Source organism: Eisenbergiella massiliensis, from assembly GCF_003435485.1.
This window is the reverse complement of the sequence record NZ_QVLV01000017.1, coordinates 104,187-127,106: the sequence shown is the minus strand read 5'-3', so window position 1 is coordinate 127,106 and position 22,920 is coordinate 104,187. Positions and strand designations below refer to the sequence as shown.

The 22,920-nt window shown below is 48.8% G+C and carries 19 protein-coding genes; 4 read left to right on the top strand and 15 right to left on the bottom strand.

Annotated features, from left to right (window positions below; genetic code table 11):
• The first annotated feature begins 285 nt into the window (after positions 1–285).
• Together DXC51_RS20655 and DXC51_RS20645 are read left to right on the top strand one after the other, a co-directional pair.
• The gene (locus DXC51_RS20655) at positions 286–573 is read left to right on the top strand and encodes a helix-turn-helix domain-containing protein (protein ID WP_021637420.1); all 288 of its coding nucleotides are present in this window, start codon (positions 286–288) and stop codon (positions 571–573) included.
• Positions 574–1,147: 574 nt separating this feature from the next.
• Positions 1,148–2,731 (top strand): NAD(P)/FAD-dependent oxidoreductase, encoded by a 1,584-nt coding sequence (locus tag DXC51_RS20645; protein ID WP_035323555.1) that lies wholly within the window; start codon positions 1,148–1,150, stop codon positions 2,729–2,731.
• Positions 2,732–2,852: 121 nt separating this feature from the next.
• Here the strand turns inward: DXC51_RS20645 and DXC51_RS20640 are convergent, their stop codons facing one another.
• The 3 genes from DXC51_RS20640 to DXC51_RS20630 all read right to left on the bottom strand — a co-directional run bounded on the left by DXC51_RS20640 (position 2,853) and on the right by DXC51_RS20630 (position 7,580).
• On the bottom strand, positions 2,853–3,800 hold the full coding sequence (locus DXC51_RS20640; protein WP_021639047.1) for a radical SAM/SPASM domain-containing protein: 948 nt from the start codon (positions 3,798–3,800) through the stop codon (positions 2,853–2,855).
• Positions 3,801–3,969: 169 nt separating this feature from the next.
• Positions 3,970–5,835 carry a DUF6044 family protein gene (locus DXC51_RS20635; protein WP_021639049.1) on the bottom strand — a complete coding sequence of 622 codons (1,866 nt, stop codon included), beginning with the start codon at positions 5,833–5,835 and terminating at the stop codon, positions 3,970–3,972.
• A complete protein-coding gene (locus DXC51_RS20630; RefSeq protein WP_117545299.1) occupies positions 5,832–7,580 on the bottom strand; it encodes a putative bifunctional diguanylate cyclase/phosphodiesterase in 1,749 nt (582 codons plus the stop codon). The genes DXC51_RS20635 and DXC51_RS20630 overlap by 4 nt, the downstream gene beginning before the upstream one ends.
• Positions 7,581–7,877: 297 nt before the next feature.
• Between DXC51_RS20630 and DXC51_RS20625 the strand changes: the two genes are divergently transcribed.
• The gene (locus DXC51_RS20625; protein ID WP_035323528.1) at positions 7,878–8,855 is read left to right on the top strand and encodes a GGDEF domain-containing protein; all 978 of its coding nucleotides are present in this window, start codon (positions 7,878–7,880) and stop codon (positions 8,853–8,855) included.
• 60 nt (positions 8,856–8,915) lie between these two features.
• Here the strand turns inward: DXC51_RS20625 and DXC51_RS20620 are convergent, their stop codons facing one another.
• The 7 genes from DXC51_RS20620 to DXC51_RS20580 all read right to left on the bottom strand — a co-directional run bounded on the left by DXC51_RS20620 (position 8,916) and on the right by DXC51_RS20580 (position 17,525).
• Positions 8,916–9,362, bottom strand: coding sequence for an RrF2 family transcriptional regulator (locus tag DXC51_RS20620; RefSeq protein WP_025488590.1), 447 nt, complete (start codon positions 9,360–9,362; stop codon positions 8,916–8,918).
• Between the two features lie 518 nt (positions 9,363–9,880).
• Positions 9,881–10,822: a MetQ/NlpA family ABC transporter substrate-binding protein gene (locus tag DXC51_RS20610; RefSeq protein ID WP_025488589.1), complete on the bottom strand. Its 942-nt coding sequence runs from the start codon at positions 10,820–10,822 to the stop codon at positions 9,881–9,883.
• Between the two features lie 105 nt (positions 10,823–10,927).
• Entirely contained in the window at positions 10,928–11,593 is a 666-nt protein-coding gene (locus DXC51_RS20605) for a methionine ABC transporter permease (protein WP_117545297.1), read from the bottom strand.
• Positions 11,583–12,596 (bottom strand): methionine ABC transporter ATP-binding protein, encoded by a 1,014-nt coding sequence (locus DXC51_RS20600; RefSeq protein ID WP_025488587.1) that lies wholly within the window; start codon positions 12,594–12,596, stop codon positions 11,583–11,585. Before DXC51_RS20600 ends, DXC51_RS20605 begins: the two co-directional genes overlap by 11 nt.
• 394 nt (positions 12,597–12,990) lie before the next feature.
• Positions 12,991–13,929: a cysteine synthase A gene (cysK, locus tag DXC51_RS20590; RefSeq protein ID WP_021639042.1), complete on the bottom strand. Its 939-nt coding sequence runs from the start codon at positions 13,927–13,929 to the stop codon at positions 12,991–12,993.
• 136 nt (positions 13,930–14,065) lie between these two features.
• Complete coding sequence (locus DXC51_RS20585; protein WP_117545295.1) at positions 14,066–15,373, bottom strand: sedoheptulokinase; 1,308 nt, start codon at positions 15,371–15,373, stop codon at positions 14,066–14,068.
• A 154-nt stretch (positions 15,374–15,527) separates the two neighbouring features.
• Positions 15,528–17,525 carry a beta-N-acetylhexosaminidase gene (locus tag DXC51_RS20580; protein ID WP_117545294.1) on the bottom strand — a complete coding sequence of 666 codons (1,998 nt, stop codon included), beginning with the start codon at positions 17,523–17,525 and terminating at the stop codon, positions 15,528–15,530.
• A gap of 266 nt (positions 17,526–17,791) precedes the next feature.
• Between DXC51_RS20580 and arcC the strand changes: the two genes are divergently transcribed.
• On the top strand, positions 17,792–18,727 hold the full coding sequence (gene arcC / locus DXC51_RS20575) for a carbamate kinase (RefSeq protein ID WP_102287625.1): 936 nt from the start codon (positions 17,792–17,794) through the stop codon (positions 18,725–18,727).
• A 106-nt stretch (positions 18,728–18,833) separates the two neighbouring features.
• Here the strand turns inward: arcC and DXC51_RS20570 are convergent, their stop codons facing one another.
• The 5 genes from DXC51_RS20570 to DXC51_RS20550 form a co-directional block, all read right to left on the bottom strand.
• Entirely contained in the window at positions 18,834–19,757 is a 924-nt protein-coding gene (locus tag DXC51_RS20570; RefSeq protein WP_117545293.1) for an AEC family transporter, read from the bottom strand.
• 19 nt (positions 19,758–19,776) lie between these two features.
• Positions 19,777–20,721, bottom strand: coding sequence for a 3-hydroxyacyl-CoA dehydrogenase family protein (locus DXC51_RS20565; protein WP_117545292.1), 945 nt, complete (start codon positions 20,719–20,721; stop codon positions 19,777–19,779).
• A 2-nt stretch (positions 20,722–20,723) separates the two neighbouring features.
• Positions 20,724–21,128 (bottom strand): MaoC family dehydratase, encoded by a 405-nt coding sequence (locus tag DXC51_RS20560; protein WP_102287622.1) that lies wholly within the window; start codon positions 21,126–21,128, stop codon positions 20,724–20,726.
• A 17-nt stretch (positions 21,129–21,145) separates the two neighbouring features.
• Positions 21,146–22,081 (bottom strand): beta-keto acid cleavage family enzyme, encoded by a 936-nt coding sequence (locus DXC51_RS20555; RefSeq protein ID WP_102287621.1) that lies wholly within the window; start codon positions 22,079–22,081, stop codon positions 21,146–21,148.
• A gap of 18 nt (positions 22,082–22,099) precedes the next feature.
• Positions 22,100–22,920: sugar phosphate isomerase/epimerase family protein (locus DXC51_RS20550; RefSeq protein ID WP_207660870.1), on the bottom strand; the 821-nt coding region annotated here is incomplete at its 5' end.

Sequence of the window (22,920 nt, the reverse complement as noted above, 5' to 3'; positions counted from 1 at the left end):
AACGCAGCGGTACTAGCGTTGTAAAGGACACAACGCAAGGACCGGCGTTTTTATACGACCCTTACAGGAACCCTCCCACCGCCGCCCGCCCCATCCAAAAAGCCCCGCCACATCCCGGCCGCAGGCCCAAAGCCGCCCCACAAACCACACTCCCAACTGCCCGAGGGGTATCGAAAAGCCCAAAGTCCAAATGAGACTGATGAGGAAAAAAAGAAATGATTGTGAATGTACTGAACAGTTGCAAAAGCAGAAAATTAAGTTGTATCAGGAAAGAAGGAGAATGAGATGGATGTTTATGATCAAAAGAAAGAAGAGTTGAAGCTTGCGGAGGTTCTTATGTGCAGAATATCCAGTCAATTGTCTGCGCATAACTGGTCTTTGAAAATTTTGTCTGACAAATCCGGTGTACCGTATGAAACTATCAAAAAAATTGCCAGTGGCAAGATCTGTAATCCTTCATTAAAGAGTGTCTTAAAGATTTCCCTTGCTTTCGGATGTACCATTGATTATCTCGCCGGCCTTGATGACATCTCCGCAAAACAGGGATTCCTTGCCACATCCGAATGGATGTAGATAAAAACCTTGGCGGGCCGCCTCTCTTTGCGGGCTGTGGAGCCTGGGACTTTGCCCGGAGACGGCGGGGCGGTTTTGTCCCTTCCGGCTGCGGGGGGCGTATTTCGTGTTCCATTGGAAAAAAAGGAGATGTTTCTTACTGCCCCGGAAGGACAGGCTTCTGTCGCCCCTAGCGGCTTGTCTGACGAATCCTGAAGACGATAGCCGCACCAATACCTGCCGCTGACAAGAAAATATAATATGCGGCTATCATCGAAGGATGAGGAGTTCAGCCGCGCTGACAGAAACCTGTCCTTCCGGGACAGTTAGAAACACCCCTTTTTTGAGACTGGAACACGAAATACGCCCCCCGCAGCCGGAAGGGACAAAGCTGCCCCGCCGTCTCCGGGCAAAGCCCCCAGGCTCCACAGCCCGCAAAGAGAGGCGGCCCTCACCCCCCAACGCTTTTATTATCTACATCCACCCAATCTTTCCTATTTGAATTAGGGCGTAGAATATGGTAAGATAAAAATAATAACGACCTGAAACAGGCGTGCCGGTTCAGATGCATGCCATAGAAAGGAATCTCATTCATATGAAAAGAGCTTTGATTATAGGCGGCGGTCCGGCCGGTTTGACTGCGGCCTATGAATTATTGAAGGGAAGCAAGGCAAAGAATCCCCCGGAGGAGATAGAAGTCATTGTATTGGAAGAAAGCGGGCTTCTGGGAGGTATTTCCAAGACTGTAAACTATAATGGGAACCGCATGGATATGGGCGGGCATCGTTTTTTTTCAAAGGATCCGAAGGTGAATGCCTGGTGGAAGGAAATGCTTCCTCCCCAGGGGGCGCCGGCTTATGATGATATCGTCCTGCACAGGACGCCGCCGCTGGCTGCGGGAGGCCCTGATCCGGAGAAATGCGACCGGGTTATGCTTACCAGGAACAGGGTATCGCGAATTTATTTTGATAAGAAATTTTTTGATTACCCTATTTCCCTGAAATGGGAAACCTTTAAGAACATGGGCTTCCTGACCACGATGCAGGCGGGCTTCAGTTATCTGGCCTCCGTGCTTCATAAGCGGCAGGAAAACTCCCTGGAGGATTTCTATATCAACCGTTTCGGGAAGAAGCTTTATTCCATGTTCTTTGAAAAATATACGGAGAACCTGTGGGGCAGGAGCCCTAGGGAAATTGCTCCCGACTGGGGCGCGCAGCGTGCCAAGGGGCTTTCTGTCATGGCGATTGTGGTGGATATGTTCCGCAAAATTTTCCCCGGTAAGAAAAACGGCCATGTGGAAACTTCCCTGATTGAGGAATTCAGTTATCCCAAGCTGGGGCCCGGTGAGCTGTGGGATGTGACCGGCAGTGAAATCGAAAAGCTGGGCGGGCAGATTTGGCGCGGCTGCCGTGTTACGAAGCTTCATAAGGATGAAAATAATCATATCACTTCCCTGACCTATGAAAAGGATGGGAAGGAATATACAATGGAGGGGGATATTTTTATTTCCTCCATGCCGGTAAAGGATCTTGTGGGCGGCATGAACGGGGTGCCGGAAAAAGAAGCAGCCATCGCCGCCGGTCTTCCTTACCGGGATTATATGACTCTGGGCGTCCTGGTCCCCAGGCTGAACCTGGAAAACAAAACGAAGATCAGGACTATTTCCAATATCGTTCCCGATGACTGGATTTATGTACATGATCGTACCGTTCAGATGGGGCGGTTCCAGATTTACAATAACTGGTCGCCTTACATGGTAAAGGATCTGGAGCATACCGTTTGGGTGGGTCTGGAGTATTTCTGTAATGAAGGGGATTCCCTCTGGCAGATGAGCGAAAAGGAATTTTCAGACTTTGCCGTGAAGGAAATGGTACAGATGGGACTTATCGACAGTCCCTCCCAGGTAATGGATACCCATATGGAAAAGGTGAAAAAGGCTTATCCTGCTTATTTTGATACTTACAAGGATATCGATGAGCTGAGGGCATATCTGGATACCATTGATAATCTTTACTGCGTGGGGCGCAACGGCCAGCACCGGTATAATAATATCGATCATTCCATGGTGACCTCCTTTGAAACCGTGCATAACATTCTGAACGGCGTCCGTGACCGCTCCAATATCTGGAACGTGAATACGGATAAGGAATACCTGGAATCCACAGCCAATCAGAACTGATTTTGGCAGTAACTGTGAGGGATACTGAACAATTATAAATAAAAATAATAAAAGCCGCTCCTGTCTCTTACTGACGGGAACGGCTTTTTCATGCTGCGCTTTTTTATTATTAAAAAACAGCTTACTTTTTATTCTTTTTCAAAATGTCATTCACAATATCCATACGTAAACCGGCATCGATGAAATCGCAGTGCTTGCAGAACGGGTAATTCTGGCGGCCGTCCTTAACCGCATTTCTCAGCTTCTGGTATGCGGGGCTGTTCCAGGCATCCTTCAGGGGCATTGTGTTCAGATCGCCCACCTCCGTAACCTCGAAGTTGTCACAGCAGCAGATACCCAGCTTGCCGTTCGGCGTAATCCACATGTCTGTATAGGGCATCAGGCAGGTTTCCTTTACTACCTTTTCCGTAGCCGCCTTGTTGGGCGCGCTTCCGGCGCGGTTGGTAAGCACCTCCTTCAGGTAACGCATCTGGATGAGTATGTCCACATCCTTAAACTCCTCCGGATGGGCCTTGACATATTCATAAATCACCCTGATATTGTCATGGAGCTTCATATCCAGGCAGTAATTGTTGATGATCAGCTGGTTTACATAAGGGACAATAGCCTTTACCTTGTCCACATCCAGGAGCAGTCCGTTGGTGGACATGAAAATAAACGCTTCCGGCAGCTGTTCCCTGGCATACTTGTGGAATTCCACAATTCTTGTATCCAGCCAAGGTTCATTATTTCCGTACAGGGTCAGGTGGCCTTTGTAGCCCCAGTCCCTGAGCTGGTCAATAATATTGTAATACAGGCTTTCTTCCATCCGGGCGTAAGGACGCTTCTCCGCGTTCTTGTTGGCCGTGCAGAATTCGCAGGTGCTGTTGCAGCGGTTGATGGTCTCCAGGTTCACCACATTGGGATGCGGTATCGGATCACTTGACATAAAATATTTGATGTATTCATTCTGCGATTTACCGCGGGTCATAAACTGAAAGGTAAGATATCCCTCGCTTGCCAGCTTGGGAAAATATTTTCTCATATTCCATCCGAATTTACCGGCGAAATTATGGATTCTGATTGGCATTTTATTTCTCCTTCTCTGGGGTAATCCGTTTCTCTTTCCGCCCGGGCCCTCACAGCCCGGACTTTTTTATCATAACACTACAGGTACGGCATTGTCAAATCCGTCGCTTACCATTTTACGGTTATCCGCCCACTTCCCAGTTGGATCCGGGCAGTTTTGCAACCAATGGTTAACCGGCATCATAAACATAAATCGTATAAGGGGATTCCTCCTGGGTATAGGTTCCGGTTAAGGTAAAGCCCAGTTCCTTTTCGTTGCTGATTTTAATCCGGGAAAACAGGTATTTACCGCCGAGCCTGCGGAACATGTCACCGTCTATATACAGCCTGTCATCGGCCGTGGCCATGGTTCTGACCGCGTTCCACGTATTTTCCCCTGAACCGGAATACAGATATGCCCTGGCTCCCCAGTCCCAGAAATAAGTATTCCATTCCTCCACCTTCTGCGTGGCGGGGGCTATCATGGCTCCGAATTCTTCTTTATATTCCTGGGGATAGAAGCCCAGATAGCCGTCCAGCGTGGCGATTCCGTTATAGGAAAGCACCGCGGGATGCATTCCGTAAGCAGCGCTGTACTCTCCGTCATAGCCGATATCCGCCTTGATTTCCTCAAACAGCTTCTGCGAATAGAACTCCCGGTAGTTCAGGTTTTCCACCTGTGTATGCTTTATGATCCGATAGGCATTGTAATAGCAGGTGGAATAAAAATCATTGTATACAGCCGGAGTCAGGATTACCACCGCCAGCGCAATCAGGGAAACCAGATAACCCAGCCACTGCTTCCTTTTATCAATAAGGTACTTCACCAGCAAAAACAGCGCTGCGTACCAGAGAAACGGGTTGAAAAAAACGGTGCGGTTGAACTGGAAGCCCTTCAGCGGGGGCACCAGCGTCTCAAACAGTCTGCGGAAGCCGCCCCAATAATAGAAGCCATAAACCAGACAGTTTCCTATTATAAAGTAAATAACCAGGCAGAAGCTGTCCGTCACTATTTTCCCCGGCTTTTTTTCCCGGAGGAAGCAGAAAATACGGTAAATAAGAAAAAGCATGCACAAAGGCAGCACAAACCTGGTATGGGAAGGCTGGGCATGGAATATAGCCTGATAAAACACCTCCCATATGGAGGAAACAATCTGTCCTGCGGTAAAGTTATCCTCTGCCATCGTGGTGCGCATGGTCACCACGTCGGAAAAAAGCATCTCCCCGAACAGCCTGTATTCAAACAGAATATAGCCTGCCGAAAGGATGACCAGGGCCGCCGCAAGCCGCAGGCTAATGGAGCGCAGGAAGGAGGGCCGCCTCGTTTTCCCCTGTGCATCCTTCTGCGCGTTCTTCCGTGCGTTCTCCTGGACATTTTTCCGCACATCCTCCTGCCCATTCTTTTCATCCGGCGCCGCCTTTTTCATACTGCCGTAATCCCGCACCGCCAGTATCACAATAGCCAGTACCAGATATCCAAGGATGAAAAAACCGAAATAAGAAAAATAGGAAAGAAGCGGATAAAGGAACAAAAACAGATAGTCCCACCGGCTTTCCCCCCTGTAAATCCTGCGCAGCAAAAGCACGGCAAGCGGAATGGACGCAAAGGCGATCCCATAGGCCGGGAACAGAGGAAGCAGTCCGTAAATAAGTCCGATTATCACTGCCGCAGGCTCATATTTCTTATAATTTTCCTGGTAAATATCCTTTGCCAGCAGAAGCATGGAGCCCTCCGCAATCAGGATTTTCAGAAAATACCCGCACATGTATGCCGCAAAGGGCGGCAGCAGATAAAAAAGGATGTTATAAAGATTGAATTCCGAGCTTAAATAGTCCCTAGTGATACCGCCCAGTATCGGCACCTCAGCATTGTGGGCAAAGAACACGTCCCAAAGCTTCATCGCCTGGAAGTGTCCCATAAACAGATCCAGGTTATCATGTGTAGCGATATAACTGCCCTCCCCGAAAAAGAGGAACACCGCAGCTTCACCCAGCACCACGGCCGCAAATAAAAACCAGTACCATTTTTTCAGTATTACATTTCCAAACCTTTTCATTCCGTCTCTCCCCTGGTCCTTTTGCCGCCCTCTCCCGGCCCGGCCTGTTCCTGCCAGGTCTTAAAGGCGCCGCTTCCCAGATATTTTTCAACAAATTCCCTCTCAGGCACGAGCCTGCCGAATAAAAATCCCTGAATGTAATCCGGGGACAGCCGCTGTAAACGCACCAGCTCCTCTTCCGTTTCCACGCCCTCCAGACACACCCGCAGGCCGATGCTGTGGGCCCTTTCAATAATATGTCCCAACAGCGTATAGTCATAATCGCTTTCCAACGCCCGTACCGCAAAGGAGCGGTCAATTTTTATCATATCGGCACGCAGATCCTTCAAATATCGCAGATTGGAATAGCCTGTTCCGAAATCATCGATGGCCAGCCTCAGCTTCTGCCCGCAGATTTCCTCCATGGCCTTCCGGAAGGCAGGATCAGTTTCAATATATCCGCTTTCCGTAATTTCCAGCATGATATTTTCAGGGCACACCTCCGCCACTCCCAGGTGGTTACGCAGCTCCTGAAGCACATCGCTCTTTTTCAGCTGTACGTAGGAAAGATTGATATTCATATGAAACAATGGGATAACCCTCTTCAATCTGCAGCAGCAGAGCACCGCCTCCTTTATCACGTAGGAGCCCATGGGAATGATAAGCCCGCTTTCCTCCATCACCGGGATAAAATCCCCCGGCGGCATTTTCCCGTATCTGCTGCTGTCCCACCGAAGCAACGCTTCCGCTCCTCTGATTTCATAGTTCTTCGCATCCACTATCGGCTGATAATGCAGGGAAAAACCTTCATAATCATTAAATATGGCCTTACGCAGCTCTTCCTTGATTTCCAGTCTGCCCACATAGGCGTCATAATCCTCCCTGCTGAATGCCACAAGCGCGTTTTTTCCCCGGCGCTTTGCTTCATTCAGGGCAAATTCCAGATATTTTACCAGCTCGCTGTAATCGGCAGAAGGATAAGGCAGCTGGAGCAAACCGCCGGAAACCGTATAGAAATTACGGTAGTCCTCCTCTTCTATATGTCTGAAAATATTACGCCTGATCTTTTCAAACAACTCCACTACCTGCGCGGAGCACATATCATCCTGCCCGAACAGAACGAATTCATCCGCAACCAGCCGGTAAAGCTGCATTCCCGGCAGCATACATTCCCTGATAATGTCCGTAAGCTCCCTAAGCAGCGTATTTCCCGATTCTATCCCATATTTTTCATTGATCTCTTTAAAATCATCCACGCCAATAAGCAAAAGAAATCCGGCTCCATGTTTCTTCTGAAGCAATCGTCCCAGGTCAAGGGCAAAACGGCCTTCCCCATGCAGACCGGTCAGACGGTCGCGTTTTTCCTCCCCGTTTACCTCGGAAATGCTTCCCACAAGAAGACGGATACTGCCTTCCCCGTCATAAATCACCGTTCCCCGGCAGTGGATCCATATGATTTCCTTATCTTTACTGTACCAGCGGTATTCCATGTCATGGTATTTTTTTTCTCCGGCGCGGATGCGCCTTAAATCCTCTATTAGCAGGGGAAAATCCTCCTCTGCTACCAGCTCCCGCAGCCCTTCTCCCGCCGGACATATGAAATCGGAGGATATATGAAATCTCTCCCGCACCCTGTCGCAGAAAAAACAGCTGTCTTCTTTTATGTCCAATATGAAAAAATAATCATCGCTTGTCTGGTTCAGCGCCTGAAATACTTCCATAATCTGCTTATTGTCCGTCGTGGACAGCAGCACCTTTTTATCCATTCTATCGCCCTATGCTTTCTCCAATCGAACCTTGCTCCGGCTGGCATTACTTTCATATTACAAATACCTGGAAGGTATGTCAACTCTTTCCGCCCAATACGCCGGCGGCAAAAGATATACCCGTAATATGAAATACACATGTTTTTCCCTGCCTGCACCGGCACCGGTTTTTGCCGCAACGCCCTGATTTTGGCAGATTTTACCGCATTGCCAATTTATGTAAAATATGATAATCTGTTTCTTATGGTTTGTTAATTTCTAAAAACAGGAGTTTTCTGCCGGAAAGGAGACATTTTTGTGAAATATTATTATACATATACAGAATTACAATCTGAAATGTCTGTATTACAAAACACATTTGCCATTGTCCGGCTTGTGGATCCTTTCATTTGCCATACAGTAAAAATTTCCATGGCGGACGGCATCCTGACCCTGACTCCGGACAAGCCCTGTTATTCCGTCTGGGATAAAAAACAGCAGTGCGTAAACTGTATCTCCGCCCGCGCAATGAAATCAAAAACCTCCTGCACAAAATTTGAATATATGCAGGATCATATCTACCAGATTTTCTGCCGCTATATTTTGCTTGAGGATCGGGAGCTGATAATGGAGCTGGTCACCGATATCACCGGATCCGTATTAAATGGCGAGGAATCCCCAAAGGAAATTGAAAATGAATTCCTTTTTTTAAACAATAAAATGGTGACCGATCCGGTTACCCTGGCCTATCACCCGCATTACATAGATGAACATCTGATCAATGCCGCCGCGTATTCCGGCTGGAATTCAGAAGCTTTCCATCTGGCCTTGATTAAGATTGATAATCTGGATGATATCTGCCGGGACCTGGGTGAACTGGCCTGTAAGGGCGTACTGCGCGCTGTGGCCGATGCTGCCAGGGAAATACTGTCCGACACAGGGGACGGAAGCTTTCTGGCCCGTTATGATGAGTCAATCTTCTTTCTCGCCTGCGGCTGCATATCCCATGAGGAGCTGCAAAACAGGCTGCTGGAGCTGGTACGGCAGGCCTCCTGCCTTCCTGTCCTCTTCCACGGAAAGCCTGTGCCTCCCCGCCTGAGCGCCGGTTTCCTTACCTGCCCTCCGGGGAAATACCATATTTTCAGGGAATGCGGGAAACCAAACAATTACGCAGAAGAACAAAGGCCCCCTGCCCCGGATGAATATCTGCAGGCAGGCACCATACTGATGGAGGTGCGCAGGCTTCTGGATGCGGCCGGGCGCCAGCCCTCCGGAATCGCCGGCCGCATCCTGTAGGGCGGCAGCTTTGCCCGGACCAGCATCTTACCGCAAATAAAAAGCAGCCCTGCGGCTGCTTTAAATCATATAATTCATACTTTCCATACGTTTCGCGTGCTTTTCAGCCAGATCTGCAATGGTAATGCTGTCCACTACACCATTAATGGCATCCGCCAGCTGTTTCCACACATCCACGGTTTCACAGGTATCATAGCGCAGGCAGTCTGCTGTCCCTCCGCAGCTGTCCAGGCATGGCACCGGATTCAGAGAGCCTTCCGTCAGACGGAGGATTTGTCCCACTGTATATTCGGCCGGATCCCTCGCCAGGCGATAGCCTCCCTGTGCGCCCCTTGTGCTCTTTACAAAGCCGGCCTTATTCAGAATCGCTATGATCTGCTCCAGATATTTTTCTGAAATTCCCTGGCGGTCCGCTATCTGCTTTACTTTAATATATTCTCCGGTGTTGTTAACTGCCAAATCAAGCATAACACGCACTGCATATCTTCCTTTGGTCGAAATTCTCATAGCACTCATTTTCTACCTCTTTAAATTTGTTTTATCCATGGTTGTCTGTATCTATACCATACCAGTATGAATAGTATAAGTCAAGGCCGATATGTAGTGGAGAGTGAGGCTTTATTTTTGTGGTGGTGCGGCCGCCGGAGGCCGGGAGAGGACAGAGGCCGCGCCACCACAAAAATAAAGCTGCGCAGGTATGTTGTCTGGTTGTAAGTTCTGTAGGTTGTATGTTGTTCAGGTTGTGGTAATTGCATTTAATCAAAGACCCCGCTGCACGCAACGGGATATCAAACTTGTAGCGCTGCAGAGCAGCGGGGTCTTTGACCCTCGCGGCAGTCGCCAAATATCCATGCAAGCATGGCTACTTGGCTCGTTGCTCGCGGGAATAAAAAATCTGCGGCCTGGTTTCTTTGCGGGAAACGGAGGGCGCAGATTTTTTATAGATATATTAGTTTTAATTTGAATCCGGAAAAGATAAATGCTCGTCTTTGAATTTCCAAAAACTTAAAAAGTTATCGAAGAGCTTATCCTTCGTAAGGTACAACGGAACCCTGGTAGGTGTCGTTGATGAATTTTTTCATTTCATCGGATTTCAGGACTTCTACGAGTGCCTTGATTCCTTCGTTGTTTTCGTTGCCTTCTTTTACGGCGATGACGTTGACATATTTTTTAACTGCATCGGAATCGGAGGTTTCTACGGCCAGGGCGTCGTCGGCTGCGTTCAGGCCTGCTTCCAGGGCGTAGTTTCCGTTGATTACGGCAAAGTCAAAGTCAGGAAGGCTTCTGGGAATCTGCTCTGCCGCCAGCTCTACAAATTTGATTTTGTGAGGGTTTTCCTTGATGTCGTTTACGGTTGCGGTGATGCCTGCTCCGTCATTGAGGGTGATCAGGCCCTGTTCCTGGAGAAGGAGAAGCGCTCTGGCTTCATTGGTCGTATCGTTGGGAACTGCAATTTCAGCGCCATCAGTGATAGCTGCAAGGTCGCTCTGCTTTCCGGGATATACTCCCAGGGGTTCGTAGTGGATATTTCCGGCATTTACCAGATGTGTGCCTTTTTCTTCGTTATAGCTTTCCATGTAGGTAATGTGCTGGAAGTAGTTGGCATCCATATCGCCTGCTTCCACTACTTCATTGGGCTGTACGTAATCCGTAAATTCAGTTACTACAAGCTCCCAGCCTTTGGCTGCCATTAAGGGTTTTGCTGCTTCCAGGATTTCCGCGTGGGGAACGCTGGTTGCCGCAACGGTAACCTTTCCTTTGGATTCCACGGTAGTTTCTGCTGTGCTTTCAGCTTCCTGGGCGGCAGTGCTTTCGCTGCCTGCCTCTTCGGTCACAGCTGCCGCCGTGCTTTCAGGAGCTGCAGCATCGGTCTGCGCGGCAGTGGTTGACGCATCGGAACCGCATGCGGTGAGAAGGCCTGCTGATAAAACAGCGGCCAGGGCAAAAGATAAAACTTTCTTTTTCATAATTTTCTCCTCCATTCATCCATACATAAACATGTACTTCTATGTTAAGCCTCTGCCAGGCTGTGCCTGCAGGTACATGGCTTCAGTGTGAAGCGGGCTGCGCCGCTATCCGGTAATTCTTTTGTCCAGCTTCCGGGAAAGCTTCATGCAGACGGCCTGCATGATTTGTACAAGCGCCACCAGAAGGATAACCGTCACGATCATGATATCCAGCTGGTATCGGTTGTAGCCGTAGCGGATGGCGATGTCTCCCAGTCCGCCGCCGCCCACGGCTCCGGCCATGGCGGAATATCCCAGGATGGTGCCCAGGGCAATGGCAAGTCCGCTCAGCAGGGAAGAACGGGCTTCCAGCAGCATTACTTTAATGACGATCGTCGAAATCCCGGCTCCCATACTCTGGGCCGCCTCAATGACACCTTTATCCACCTCCAGCAGGGAGGATTCCACAAGTCTTGCAATAAAAGGGGCTGCTGCCAGAGTCAGCGGCACAATTGTGGCGCTGGGGCCATAGCTTTTGCCGACAATGGCTCTTGTCAGAGGTATGACAAGAATCAGCAGAATGAGAAAGGGGATGCTTCGCATTACATTGACAAGCACATCCAGGATCCTGCTCACCGTCTTGTTGGGCCTGAGTCCCTCCCTTCCGGTCACCACCAGGGCCACGCCTGCGGGAAGGCCGATTACATAGGCCATCAGCGTGGATACCAGCGTCATATATAAGGTAGCAAAGGTACCTTCCACGATCATCATAACCGTTGCACTATTCCACATAATCATCCAGCTCCTCTACGGTAAGATTCCTGTCCTTCAGGTATTGAATCATTTTCTCCGCAATCTGCATGTCCTCCGGCAGCTGCAGGACCATCTGTCCTCTGGCTATGCCGCCCACATCCTGTGTGTCGGCCATGAGGATATTGACAGAGGCTTTACATTCCAGAACCATATTGGCAATCACCGGCTCAAAGGAGGAATTTTCTGTAAAAGCAATACGGATGCAGCGCTTGCTCTTCATCAGGCTGTATTTCCTCTCTCCCTGGAACACCAGCTTCCTGGCAGCCCTGGATTTGGGCGCGGAAAATACTTCCTCCACAGTTCCCGTTTCCGCCAGCTCACCGTTATCTATAATCGCCACATGGCTGCAGATTTCCTGTACCACGCCCATTTCATGGGTAATGATAACGATGGTAATTCCAAATTTCTGGTTGATATCCTTAAGCAGCGCCAGAATGGACCGGGTTGTCGTAGGATCCAGGGCACTGGTAGCCTCGTCGCACAGCAGGATTTTCGGGTTCATGGCAAGGGAACGGGCAATTGCCACCCTCTGCTTCTGTCCGCCGGAAAGCTGGGCCGGATATGCGTCAGCCTTTGCCTCCAAATCCACGATTTTCAGAAGATCCCTGGCCTTTTCCCTGGCCTCTTTTTTCTTCATACCCAGAATTTCCAGGGAAAAACATACGTTGTCCAGCACAGTTCTCTGCATCAGCAGGTTAAAATGCTGAAAAATCATGGCAACGCTGTTGCGCACCTTCCGCAACTCCTTATCGGTACAGGCCGACAGATCCTGCCCTTCGATCAGAACCGTTCCCCCCGTGGGTTTCTCCAGGAAGTTCAGGCAGCGTACCAGCGTGCTTTTTCCGGCGCCGGACATACCGATAATGCCGTAGATATCACCCTTATTGATTTCCAGGTTGATGTTCTTCAGGGCTTCCACCCTGTTTTCCCTCGTCTGGAAGGTTTTGGTCACATTTTTAATTTGTATGATAGGCTGTTCCATTTTCTCAAGCCCTTTCGCTTTAGCTTCTGTCTGTCCGCCACATGCGGACAAATGTTTTCAAACCAGTACTGCAGGAACGCAGCAATTCTGCCGCCCGTCAAAGGCCGCCGTCAGAATCCGGCAGGCTTCCCCGATTCCCGCGCAAGCTTTATCATACCACATTTCTTCTAATCCTGTAAATAGTAAACGAGACGTAACTGTCACGCAGGCCGGCACATTTACTGTGCTGAACGCAGGAAAGTGATCCAGGACTGCCAAAAAGCATCCCTGCAGGCGATTCAGGATGGTTTTTGGCAGTCTTTGTGAAGGAATTGAACGGTTATACCGCCCCATAATTTTCAGAAAAAAGACTTTTTCATAAATCCTTCCCTGGCGGACATTTGCGGGACTTCGTCTATTCCTCGCCAAAAAGCGGGGTGGAAAGGTACCTGTCGCCGGAATCCGGAAGCAGCGCAACAATTACTTTTCCTTTATTCTCAGGGCGTTTCGCCAGAAGAGTTGCCGCATACAGGGCGGCTCCGGAGGAAATTCCCGTAAGCAGGCCCTGGGTCTGCGCAATAGCCCTTCCTGTAACATAGGCATCTTCATTTTCCACCTGTATGATTTCATCGTAGATTTCCTGATCCAGCACGCCGGGAATGAATCCCGCCCCGATTCCCTGGATGGCATGAGGGCCGGGCTTTTTGCCGGAAAGCACGGCCGACTGGGCCGGTTCCACCGCAACCACCCTGACCGCCGGATTTTTTTCCTTCAGATAGGAGCCTACGCCGGTCAGTGTCCCCCCGGTACCTACTCCCGCCACAAAAATATCCACATTTCCATCCGTGTCATCCCAAATCTCAGGGCCGGTGGTAAGTCTGTGCGCTTTGGCATTGGACGGATTCTCGAACTGTCCGGGGATAAAGGAACCGGGAATCTGGCTGTGCAGCTCCTCCGCCTTCGCAATGGCTCCCTTCATTCCCTCCGCCCCCGGGGTGAGGACGATTTGCGCGCCATAGGCCTTCAGCAGCTTGCGCCTCTCCACGCTCATGGTTTCCGGCAGGGTCAGAATTGCCTTGTAGCCCTTGGCCGCAGCCATAGCCGCCAGGCCGATTCCGGTATTTCCGCTGGTGGGTTCAATGATGGTGGCTCCCGGCTTCAGCAGCCCCTGCTCTTCAGCATCCAGAATCATCTGCAGGGCAATCCTGTCTTTTACGCTGCCAGCCGGATTAAAATACTCCAGCTTCGCCAGAATCACAGCGTCTGTAACGCCTGCTGCCTTTTCGTAATTCACCAGCTCCATAAGAGGGGTTCTTCCAATGAGTTCTTCCGCACTTTTTTTAATATTTGCCATAGTCTGTTCTCCTTTTTTATTTGACTGCCGCCGAGGTATTGTAACAGTCCGGGCCGCTGAGCTGTTACGATGTTTGTATTCCTAGTATTTCAGTAGGTTTATTATGAATTGACTATACTACTGCCTTCTTTACCTGTCAAGTCAATTTTGCATAACGGTCAAGAGCCGCCTTTGCAGCCCCTGCCGCTGCTTCTTCCTCAATATCAATAAAATGAAGCTTCATATGGAATCTTTCTGCAACCGCTTCCGCCATCAGCCTGTTTTTTCTGATACCATTTCCACTGGCTACAATTTCCCTTCTCCCCTCTCTGATTTCTTCTGGGAAATCCATATACAGCTGATACAATTCCTCTGCCATCCCTCTGACGTATGCCCTGATAAAATCGGATGGATGGAAGTTCTCCGGCGTCAAATTCTCTATTTTACCATATTCATCCATTCTTCCTCTGCTGCCATATAAACAGGGATTTATCACCAGGGTTGATCTCGTATTCTGCGAACCTATAATATTCATTTTTTCAAAAGCATTGATCTTCATACCGGTAAACTCATATACTGTTTCCTCAAAAAAGGAAGCCAGCCTTTCATAGGTTTTACCGCCGTTTACAGATGCTCCAACATAAAGCTTCCCTTTTTTGAAAAAAGGGCGCACATCAATTTTTTCATTATAAATGCAGCGTTCGTCAAAGATAACAACCTGTGATCCGGTCCCTACATTAATATTTATCTGTTCTTCCGGCTTATCCATTATGCAGTAAAAACTGGCCTGATTATCACCCAGAGCACAACCTGCCGGTATTCCCTTATAAAAACCGAATGGCTCTCCCGAGCGTGAAATTTCCGGGTAAAATTCCGTTTCTATCCCCGCCTTTTTAAGTTTTTCCCATGCAAAATTTTCCGACTCTATTATGTATCCTCCGAAACTGGCAGCAATTGATTCATCTAATAACGGACTTTTCCTTCCCGTCAGCCGCATGGCAATATAATCACCAATATTAATCATTCTGTAAGCATCCTGAGGTATCTGACCTTTTTGTTCCAAAAAATAATGCGTAACTGTTCCATATCCGGAAAACATTAATAATCCTGTCTTTTCCTGTAAAACGGCTTCATAACTTTTTCCCTCTGCATTAAGAAGCTTCCCCTTTTCATCTTTCCAGGTATAAAAAGGCGACACAGCCTCTCCTTCCTTATTCACATAAAGGATACCGTGCATCTGACTGGAAATACCGATCGCGCTGAGCGCATTCCCTCCAAACCCACACTTCTCAGCCTCCGACAGCATTTCCATAACTTTATCTGCTATAGCATCCGGATCCTGTTCAAAATTTTCAGAAATGAATTCATTTTTCCTTCTGGCAATAAAGGGCAGCGTCCCATTTTCTCCTTCATATACAACTACGCATATTGATGTCGTTCCAATATCAATTCCTAAAGCTTTCATCGCAAATCCTCCACGATTACACTTAAATCACCTGGTAGTTTACCATTCTCTTACTGCCGGGGATTTCTTTATTTAACTTTGTCTGTTATCTGCATAATAAAGGAAGAATCCAAAAACATTCTCGGATTCTTCCTTTACTCAATATATTCTCTTCTTACACCGGCGAAGCCGAAACAATCATCCTCCAGCTATTGCAGCTACACAGCTTATGCTCCTCCCCGTCCTTCACCGGCCGGTAAGGCAGACGCGCCTCTTCCAGCTCCGGCAGCTTATCAAGCCTCCCGGTCAGGTAGTTCTTCAGCCTGCGCTGCGCTGTTTCCATACGGGACAGCAGTCCTCCCAGACGGATATCCAGCACCTCATAGCCGAAAATTTTACTCTCCGAATCCCAGATTTCCTCTCTGCAGCGTTTATACTCCTTTATCTTTTCCATGCAGGAAGGGATCTCCTTTTCCGCGATTTCCTTCAGCGCCGCCTTGTCGCCAGCCGCATATGCCGCGCACAGGCGGTTGCCCATGCCGGCCTTTACGGAAAGCACATCCGCCAGATGAATATACAGCTCCAGCACCTCATCCTCAATGGCCGCCTCACTTCCCGCCAGCCCCTGCAGCTTCTCCCGAAGCCGCTCATAATAACGCTCCAGACAGGATTCCGCAGCACCGCCGGCTTTCATGGAACCGTCCGCCTCCTTCACCTGCCCGTCAAATAATCCCATCATCACATCCTGATAAAGAAGATACTTGGAAGGATTGTCAAAGGTCTCGCTTCCCGGCGCCGCGTCAAATTCACCCAGGGCAAGGTACGCGTCAAAGCTACTGCCCGTCAGGAATTCAAACTGCTCCTTCAGGCACTCCCTGTCAGGCTCTCTGGAAAATCCATGCTCTGCAAAAAGCACGATAGAAGGAAGGCCTGCCGCCATGGGAGTTTCCGCGCCGTCATCCTGCCACATGGTGCATACCGCTTCCCGGACGCCCTCCGCCTTGCAGGCGCGCATCGCCGCTTCCGTAGTTGCAAAGGCCACCCGGAAGTTGGGAGCCACGCCGTTCCATACCCAGCCGCCCCCGGCAAAAACAGTCTTTTCCGACAGCTGTCTGTGCATACGCAGATATGATTTATAAAAATTCTCATCATCATGGTAATAATCCCAGTAAACCAGCCCGATTTCCTGCGGCGGCTTCACGGCATCCGACAGATCGGAATCCAGCGGCACATCATAATATTCGCTGGCCGGGGATACCATGCGCAGATACATATCCGACCATATCATGGGCTCCAGCCCCAGTTCCCTGCAAATATCCGCAACCCGCTTCAGATGCTCGGTCATAATCTCCGCTTTGGTATGATACCCGTTTTTCAGAAGGTAATTGCCAAGGCCCAGCGACCAGGCTTCATCCATTCCCAGATGCACCCTCCTGCTGCGGAAAGGCTCCGTAGCGGATTTGATGCAGGCCTTTACAAAATCATAGACCTTCTCCTCCCCCACCAGAAGAATATCCTCCGTATCCCGGGTTCCCTGCATCACATCCCAGCGAAGCGCCGTCTTCAGATGGGCAAGCGCCTGAATACAGGGAATCATTTCAATTCCAAACAGGGCTGCGTAGTTGTCGCACTCAGCCAGTTCTTCCTTCGTATACCTGCCGCGGAACGCGCCAAAATAAGGATACTCCGGCACTTCATAGGTATCCTCTGTGTAAAGCATCATGGTATTCATGCCCAGCGCTGCCTGGATACGGATATACTTCTTTATCGTTTCCACATTGAGTACACTGTTTCTGGAACAGTCCAGCATGGTACCGTTTTTATCCAGGTACACGGTTTCCTTTTTTTCAAAGCTATCGTCCGTCCCTTTTCTTTCCAGTTCCCGTACAAGCGTCATCAGCGCACGGAAAAGGAACGTTTTCCCGCAGGCCCTGAGCACCGCTTTCCCTTTGCGGCAACCCTTTTCTTCACAGCAGCTGTAGGTAACCGACACCTCCCTGCCATCTTCCACGCCGGTGAGATCCATTGTAACCTCTACAGGCATTTCCAGCCCGCCGTTCAGCACCGGATTCACCGTCTGGGCGTCTGTAACCACCTGATGGCGCCTTTCCTCCAGCAGCTCTCTCATTCCGGTCAGAAGCTCCGGCCTGTTATTCATCAGCTTAAAATACATATTCTTCACCCCTTATCTTACTGCAGCGACGGCCGCCCTCCCGGCCCCAAAAACCGCCGCCATGTAGTCTAATTGCATACTAGCATACTTCACTGCAAAAGTCATCCGGCATCTTTGCGGTATACAAACTTTTTTGTTTTTGCTATAATAGGAACATAAAAATGTAACTGTCCAATCATCCGGGCAGCTGCCGGAAGAAACATGATACAGACAGGGCGCCCGGTCCGCCGGGGCCGCCAACAAACTATAAAAGCGAGGAACCGCATATGAGCAAAATAAGAGCAGTTGTTTCCCTTGGGCATCAGGCTCTGGGATATACCACCACAGAACAGCTGGACGCCGTGAAAGTGACGGCAAAAGCGCTGGCCGACTTAATTGAGGCGGACTACCAGCTGACCATCACCCACAGCAACGGCCCGCAGGTAAGCATGATCCATAAGGCCATGACAGAGCTGCGCCGTGTTTACATTGATTACACCCCCGCTCCCATGTGCGTCTGCAATGCCATGAGCCAGGGCTACGTAGGCTACGATATCCAGAATTCCCTTCGCGCAGAGCTGTTAAGCCGCGGGATATCCAAGTCAGTCAGCACCATCCTCACCCAGGTCACCGTTGACCCTTATGACGAAGCGTTCTATGAGCCCACCAAGCTGATCGGCCGTTATATGTCAAAGGAAGATGCGGAAATAGAACAGAAAAAAGGCAACTTTGTAATAGAAGAACCGGGCAAAGGCTACCGCCGTATTGTAGCGGCTCCCAAGCCCATCGATATCCTGGAAATCGACGCCATCCGCGCCCTGGCTGATGCCGGCCAGGAGGTCATCGCCTGCGGCGGCGGCGGTATCCCTGTCATCCCTCAGGAGCATGCCTTAAAAGGCGCCTCCGCAGTCATTGAAAAGGACTGCATCGCAGGCAAGCTGGCCGTGGATTTGAAAGCTGATCAGCTGATCATCCTCACCAGTGTAAAACAGGTGTACAAGGATTACCAGAAGGAAACGGAAGCCCCTATCCGCCGTATGAATACAGCGGAAGCCAAAGCTTATATTGCAGACGGCCAGTTCGAAGCCGGCACAATGCTTCCCAAAATCGAAGCCGCCATCTCTTATCTGGAGGCGGTTCCTACCGGAAGCGTGCTGATCACATCGCTGGATTTCGTGGCGGACGCGGTGAAGGGGAAGGCCGGGACGGTGATTACCTCTTAAATATTGTTAAAATCCTTCTTCCGTCTGCCAATCAAGCAAAAGCTGAAACCAATATTACCGAATGCCCGCGGAAATGCTTTTTCCGCGGGCATTCTTAATAACGACTTTACATTTGGTAAAGCAATACCAGAACCGGCATTGTCACAATGCATAAGATAGTTGTTATAACATTTATAGCGCTGGCATAGTCCGCGTTCTGACCGTAAATCTGCGCCATTTGTGTAATAGTGGATGCCGACGGAGTAATGCAGGCAATTAATGTAATCAAAAGTATCTTGTCTCCTGCAGCAGCCCACGAAGCCATGCCGCTATATTTGACAACAGCCAGAACAAGAGCCGGGCAAAGCAGCAGCCGCAGAAATGCGACCAGCCAAATCCTTTTATATGACAGCATAGCCCTGAAATCCATACCGGCAATCAACATCCCCGTTACCAACATGGCAAGCGGACCAACCATTCCCCCCACAGAGTCAATGGCATCCTTTACCGGCCCCGGAAAATGCAGCCCGGAAATCAGGGATAAAATACCCAAAGCTATTGCCAGCATATTAATATTTGCAAATACCTTTTTCAAGTCCGGTTTTTTCTCCCCGCACAGCACCATTTTGCCATGGCTCCATATCAGAAACATCTGCACCGCCAGGAAAACGCTGGAATAAATAACCCATTCCGAACCAAGAATCGCGGATACGATGGGAATCACAAGGTTCCCGGCATTTGAGTATATGACAGAAACCTGTTCTACCGCATCCAGCCGCAGTATTCCTGAAAATATTGTTACAAGCACAATCAGCCCCACATTTATAATTACGGCTGCTGCCAGCGACAGAAAGAGCCCTTCCTTTACTTCCGGTGAAAACTCCACCTGAAATGCATTTAATATTACACAGGGCAGAATCAGATGTATGGAAATCGCCGATATAACTCTGCTGTCGCCTGCATTAAGTATTCCTTTTTTAACAAGCAGCATCCCCATGCACATAATAAGAAATAACGCAGTCGTCTTTTTTATTAACAGAACTACTATCATATGATACACCGATTACTTTTTATTCTTCTTCGTACAGACATTTTGCCACCTTCATGAAATCTTTGTCACGTTTTTCAATAACCTCCCTGTCCCTGCCGCCGCTGTAATCATAAAAGCCTTTTCCGGTTTTTACTCCGAAATCCCCCTTCCTATACAGCTGTTCCAACATCTCATGCACGTCTTTCTTATCGCTGATATCTGCAAACAGGTAACTGGCTATATTATAAAAGGTATCTAAACCTCCCAGATCCGCTATTTCAAAAGGTCCCAGACAGGCATACCGCAGTCCTAAACCATACTTGAATACCTTATCGATATCCTCTTTTTGCGCAACTCCCGCTTCCACCAGGCTCATAGCCTCCCTTAAAACAGCAAACTGAAACCTGTTAACCAAAAATCCCGGAACCTCTGCCTTCAGCCGTACCGGATAACGATGAATGTCGCATGCAAGATCGTAAACAATATCCGCCGTTTCAGGTGCAGTTTTGTCCCCATTGATAATTTCCACCAACGGACAAATGTGAGGTGGATTCAGCCAGTGCATACCGCAGAAGCGCTCCGGTTTCCTGACAGCCTTTGCAATCTCCGTCAGTGACAGTCCTGATGTATTACTGGTTAAAATAGCTTTTTCCGGAACCAATGCGGATATTTCGCTCCAGAAGCTATGCTTGATTTCCATTTTTTCAATTATAGCCTCAATTACAAAATCCGCTCTTTCAAAGCTCTCCTTTTTACAGGAAAATGTAATATTATCCCGGATACTTTCCCTGTTTTTGCCGGATAATCCACCTGACTGAGCTAATGCCTCCTGATTAATCAAAATCAACTTTCTGCTTTTTTCCAGCACCTCATCATTGATATCATACAAAACCACCCGGTATCCATGCCCTGCAAACAGCTGCGCTATGGAGGAACCCATTATACCTGCTCCTGCAATTACAATATTACTGATATTATGTACCATCCTTACTCCTCCTGCTTCGGTAATTTTACGAGAGCCGTTCCGTCTACCACCACTACCCCGTCCTGATTGACCACTGTGGTTTTTAAACGGGCCCTCCCTTTTTCCAAAAGCTCAGTAATCTCAACTTCCGCTGTAATAGTATCCCCAAAGAAAACCGGCTTTAAAAATCTGGAATTCTGTTCCATATATATAGTTCCCGGTCCCGGCATACGGCTCGCAATCACGGTCGAAAGAAAGGATGCCGTCAGCATTCCATGAACAATCCTCCTGCCAAACAACATTTCCTCCGCCTCGGCAGCATTTACATGCAAAGGGTTAAAATCTCCTATAATCCCCGCAAAGCCATATACATCGCATTCCGCAATTGTTTTTGAAAAGCTCGCTTTTGTTCCGACTTTATAGCTCATCAGCAGCACTCCCTTCCTTAAAAATTCACGTACTCTTTTCCCTTTAAATGAAGCATCTGCCGCGCCTCATTGCTGTCTGCAATTTCAAAATCCAGCGCTTCCAGAATAGTTTTTATCTTCTCCACCTGCTGTGCATTGCTTTTAGCCGGACTCCCCGCCGGGTTGATATAAAGTCCATCCTCCATACCAACCCGCACATTTCCTCCGTTCAACGCGCTCATCACTTCCAGCTTAAACATTTTTCTGCCTACTCCCACGCTGCTGTACTGAATATCATTTCCAAGTATCTTTTTAGCCTGATCGATCATGAACATCAGCGTTTCATTATTGGCAGGCATTCCTCCCTGTACACCTGGCACAAACTGAATATACACAGGCTGCGTGATAATTCCCTGTTTTTTTAATATTTTCAGGTTATTGAGCTGGCCATAATCAAATATCTCATATTCCGGCAGAGTTTTGCAGGCATTCATTGTACGGATGCAATATTCCATATCTCGGAAGGAATTGCGGAATACGTTATCCCAGGTCCGTTCCACATACTCTTTTTCCCAGTCATATTCCGGTTTTTCCACCCCAGCCAATAGCCTGTTATAGCAAAAGTTCATGGAACCGCCGTTTGCGGAAGCCAGCTCCGGCCGGAATTCCTCAATCACGGAAAAACGTTCCTCCACGCTCATTCCGTTTGCTCCCCCTGTAGTAATTCCGATTACCGCATCACATTCCTGAGATATGGAGGAGAGAATATAACGGAAAATGCCATGATCCGTAGTGGGCTTTCCATCCTGTGCACGGGCATGAATATGCACAACCGCCGCTCCTGCCCTCCATGCCTCAATCGCGCTGCATATAATTTCATCCGGATTCTTTGGCAGATACTTTGACAAACTGGGGACGTGTGTCGCTCCCGTGATTGCTGCGCTGATAATAATCTTTTTATCCTTTATATACATGATTCCGTTTTCCTCCTGTCATCTGACTTTGGCAGATTTCATAATTTCCAGAGAACGCGCCGAACGGACCGCATCAATCCTGCAATCTATTTCCAGGCTTATAGCCCCCTGATAACCATTTTCATAAAGCCTTCTGATCCTGTTTCTGTGGATTTCTTCCTTTTCCGGCTTCAGGTAAGATCTTTGGCTGGGCGTACCGTCATCATCCGAAATATGTGCATGCTTAATAATGCTTCTGTATTTTTTCAGATTCAGATCCGCTTCATTTACATACTCCATATTATAAAAATCTACAACAAGCCCCACATTCGACAGATTCAGTTCTTCGACAATCGAAACGGCCTCTGGTATAGAATTGATAAAATTACAATAACAGGGGGCCAGCGGTTCCAGACATACTATAATATCGTATTTTTCAAATTCCTCCGCCGTGATCTTCAAAAATTCCTTAAGCTGATGCACTGCCGTCAGCCTGGAGTAGCCTTTTGGAAGGTTTCTCGACCTGGGGGAGCCAATTCCGGCAAACCTGATTCCCAGGCCACCTGCTTTCTGTGCGCACTGACATGCATATTTCCGGATGATTTCCGGCTCGAACCCCGGGCCTGCTATTTTCACGGTTTCCGGACAATAACCATTGATCCCCGCCACCTGGAGACGGCTCCTTTTTACAGCCCTCTGTAATTCCAGATATTCACTTGATGATAAGGAAACCAGATATTTACCCATAAACTCTGCATAATCAAAGCCTGTTTCCTTTGCCGCATCCAAATCCTGCGGACTTAACAATGTACAACCAATTTGCATTTTCCCTCCGTCTTTGGCACAGGGCTCCGATTTAA